Raw genomic sequence first — 2,595 nt, 5'->3', positions numbered from 1 at the left:
TGAGGAAAGTCCGGACTCCACAGAGCAAGGTGGTGGGTAACGCCCACCCGGGGTGACCCGCGGGACAGTGCCACAGAGAACAGACCGCCCCGGCGACGGGGTAAGGGTGAAACGGTGGTGTAAGAGACCACCAGCATCTCCGGTGACGGGGATGGCTCGGTAAACCCCGCCTGGAGCAAGACCAAGAAGGGCTTCGGCCCGCGGATACCGCCGGAGCGCTGCTCGCGCGAGGTGTCCGGGTAGGTTGCATGCCGCGCCAGTGCGCGCACTGGACGGCGGAGGCCGGCGGCAACGCCGGTCACAGATGGATGATCACCCGCCCTCCGGGGCGACAGAATCCGGCTTACAGGCCGACTCGTCCCTCCCCGCCCGCGGGAGCCAGGCGGGTACTGGCCCAGGCGCAGCCGGCAACCGCCAGCAGGCACAGCGCGCCGGCGGTTCGCAGGGCTGCCGGCGCTCCCCAGTGATCGGTGATCCAGCCGACGATAAGCGATCCCAACGGGGTGGTTCCCATCATGATCATGAAATAGATGCTCATCACCCGCCCTCGGATCTGGGGGGTGGCTTCCATCTGCACCGACGCGTTCGCGATTGCGTTGAACGCCACCCCCGCCAGGCCGACAGCCACCAGCACCGCCATGAAGACACCCAGCTGGGTCACCAGGCTGAGCAGGATCAGCAGCAGCGAGAAGGTGCCCGCGAGCACCTGGAGCCGCCGGGGCGTGACGGTGGCGCTGCGCGCAGCCACCAGGGCCCCCAGCACCGATCCGACAGCCATCATCGAGTTGAGGATGCCGTACAGCGCCGAGTTGCCGGAGAAGATCTGCACCGTGTAGGCGGTGAGGAAGATGGGGAAGTTCAGGCCGAAGGTGCCGATGAAGAACACAAGCACCAAGGTGATGAGGATCCGCCGGTGTTCGATGACGTAGGACAGGCCGTCGCGGAGCGCGCCGGGACCGGCGCCGGCCCGCGGGGCGGGCTGGAATTCGGCCGGGTCCATCCGTAGCACCGCGATGATCATGGCGATGAAGCTGGCCGTGTTGGCCGCGAATGCCCATCCGGCTCCCACCGCAGCGATGAGCAGACCGGCGAATGCCGGCCCGGTGAGGCGGGCCAGATTGAAGTTGCCCGAGTTGAGCGCCACCGCGTTGGGCAGCAACCGGGGTGGCACCATGACCCCGACGAAGCTCTGCCTGGCGGGATTGTCGAAGGCGGTGACGATGCCGATCCCCAGGCCGATGCCGTACAGCTGCAGTTCTGTGAGCACACCTGTGAAGGCCAGCACCGCCAGGCTCAGCGACAGCAGCATCATCGTGAACTGGGTGACCAGGAGAATCCGGCGCTGCGGGAACCTGTCGGCGATCATCCCCCCGAAGAGGCCGAGAATGAAGATGGGGCCGAACTGCAGTGCGGTCATGATGCCCACCGCCAGACCGGAGCCCGTGAGCTGGAAGATCAACCAGTCCTGGGCGATCCTGGCCATCCAGGTGCCGTTGTTCGACACCGCCGCGCCGATGACGTATCGGCGGAAGTTGGGAACGCCGAGGGCGGCGAACGTCGACAACCGGTCCGGTCGGTCTGCTCCCTGTGCGGCTGTCATTCCTCAGGGGGCAGGGTGAGAATCTCCGCGCCGGTGTCGGTGACCACGAGGGTGTGCTCCCACTGGGCGCAGCGGGAGCCGTCGTTGGTGACCACGGTCCAGTCGTCGTCCCAGACATGGCTGTCGGCAGCACCGAGGGTGAGCATGGGTTCGATGGTGAACGTCATGCCCGGCTCCATCACATCGTCGTAGACGTCGTTGTCGTAGTGCAGGATGACCAACCCGGAATGGAACTCGGTGTGGACGCCGTGGCCGGTGTACTCGCGCACCACCCCGTAGCCGAACCTGTTGGCGTAGGACTCGATGACCCTGCCGATGACGTTTGTCCTGCGGCCCGGCCGGACCGCCCGGATGCCCCGCATCATGGCCTCATGGGTCCGTTCGGCCAGCAGCCGGGACTCCGCGGGCAGGTCGCCGCAGCCGAACGTGGCGCAGGTGTCACCGTGTACCCCGTTCTTGTAGGCGGTGACGTCGATCTTCACCAGATCACCGTCTTCCAGGGGGCGTGCGTCGGGGATGCCGTGGCAGATGACCTCGTTGACACTTGTGCAACTCGACTTGGGGAAGCCGCGGTATCCGAGTGTACTGGGGTAGGCGCCGTGGTCGAGCAGGTAGGTGTGCGCGACGGCGTCGAGTTCGTCGGTGGTGACCCCGGGTGCTATCGCCGCGGCGGCGGCATAGGTGGCGCCGGCGGCGATCCGGCTGCTCTCCCGCATCTTCTCGATGGTCTCCGCCGACTGGACGTGCGGCCCGTCGTAGCCCTCGGAGGCCGGGTCGGCCACATAGGTGGGTCGCACGATCGAGGGGGGCACCGACAGCATTGGGCTGACCGGGAAAGGCTTGATGGCAGTCACGCCGCGATCTTAGTGTGATCCGGTTCTGGTTCTGTAACCCCTGTGTAACCGGGTGCGGGCAGGATGGGGGTATGGACAAGCAGACCGATTTCGTCCTGCGCACGATGGAGGAGCGGGACGTCCGCTTCGTCCGGCTGTGGT

1 protein-coding gene, 1 other RNA gene and 1 pseudogene are annotated in these 2,595 nt (G+C 66.6%); 1 reads left to right on the top strand and 2 read right to left on the bottom strand.

All coding sequences use genetic code 11. The annotated features are described in order from the left end of the window. Window positions 1-362: RNase P RNA component class A (rnpB, locus tag ACK5M9_RS04345), an RNA gene on the top strand; the annotation flags it as partial. 92 nt (window positions 363-454) lie between these two features. Here rnpB and ACK5M9_RS04340 read toward each other — a convergent pair. Both ACK5M9_RS04340 and map read right to left on the bottom strand, forming a co-directional pair. Further along, a pseudogene (locus tag ACK5M9_RS04340) lies at window positions 455-1,600 on the bottom strand (MFS transporter); the annotation flags it as partial. Beyond that, window positions 1,597-2,421 carry a type I methionyl aminopeptidase gene (gene map / locus ACK5M9_RS04335; protein WP_416891965.1) on the bottom strand — a complete coding sequence of 275 codons (825 nt, stop codon included), beginning with the start codon at window positions 2,419-2,421 and terminating at the stop codon, window positions 1,597-1,599. The pseudogene ACK5M9_RS04340 and the gene map, both read right to left, overlap by 4 nt. Window positions 2,422-2,595 lie beyond the last annotated feature (174 nt).

Origin of the sequence: Mycobacterium sp., from assembly GCF_047975165.1 — a bacterium.
GTDB lineage: Bacteria > Actinomycetota > Actinomycetes > Mycobacteriales > Mycobacteriaceae > Mycobacterium.
This window is presented reverse-complemented; position numbering and strand designations above follow the sequence as displayed.

Excerpts from the sequence above, each read along its gene's own strand:
- map (WP_416891965.1), bottom strand. The coding sequence starts at position 2,421 with ATGCTGTCGGTGCCCCCCTCGATCGTGCGACCCACCTATGTGGCCGAC.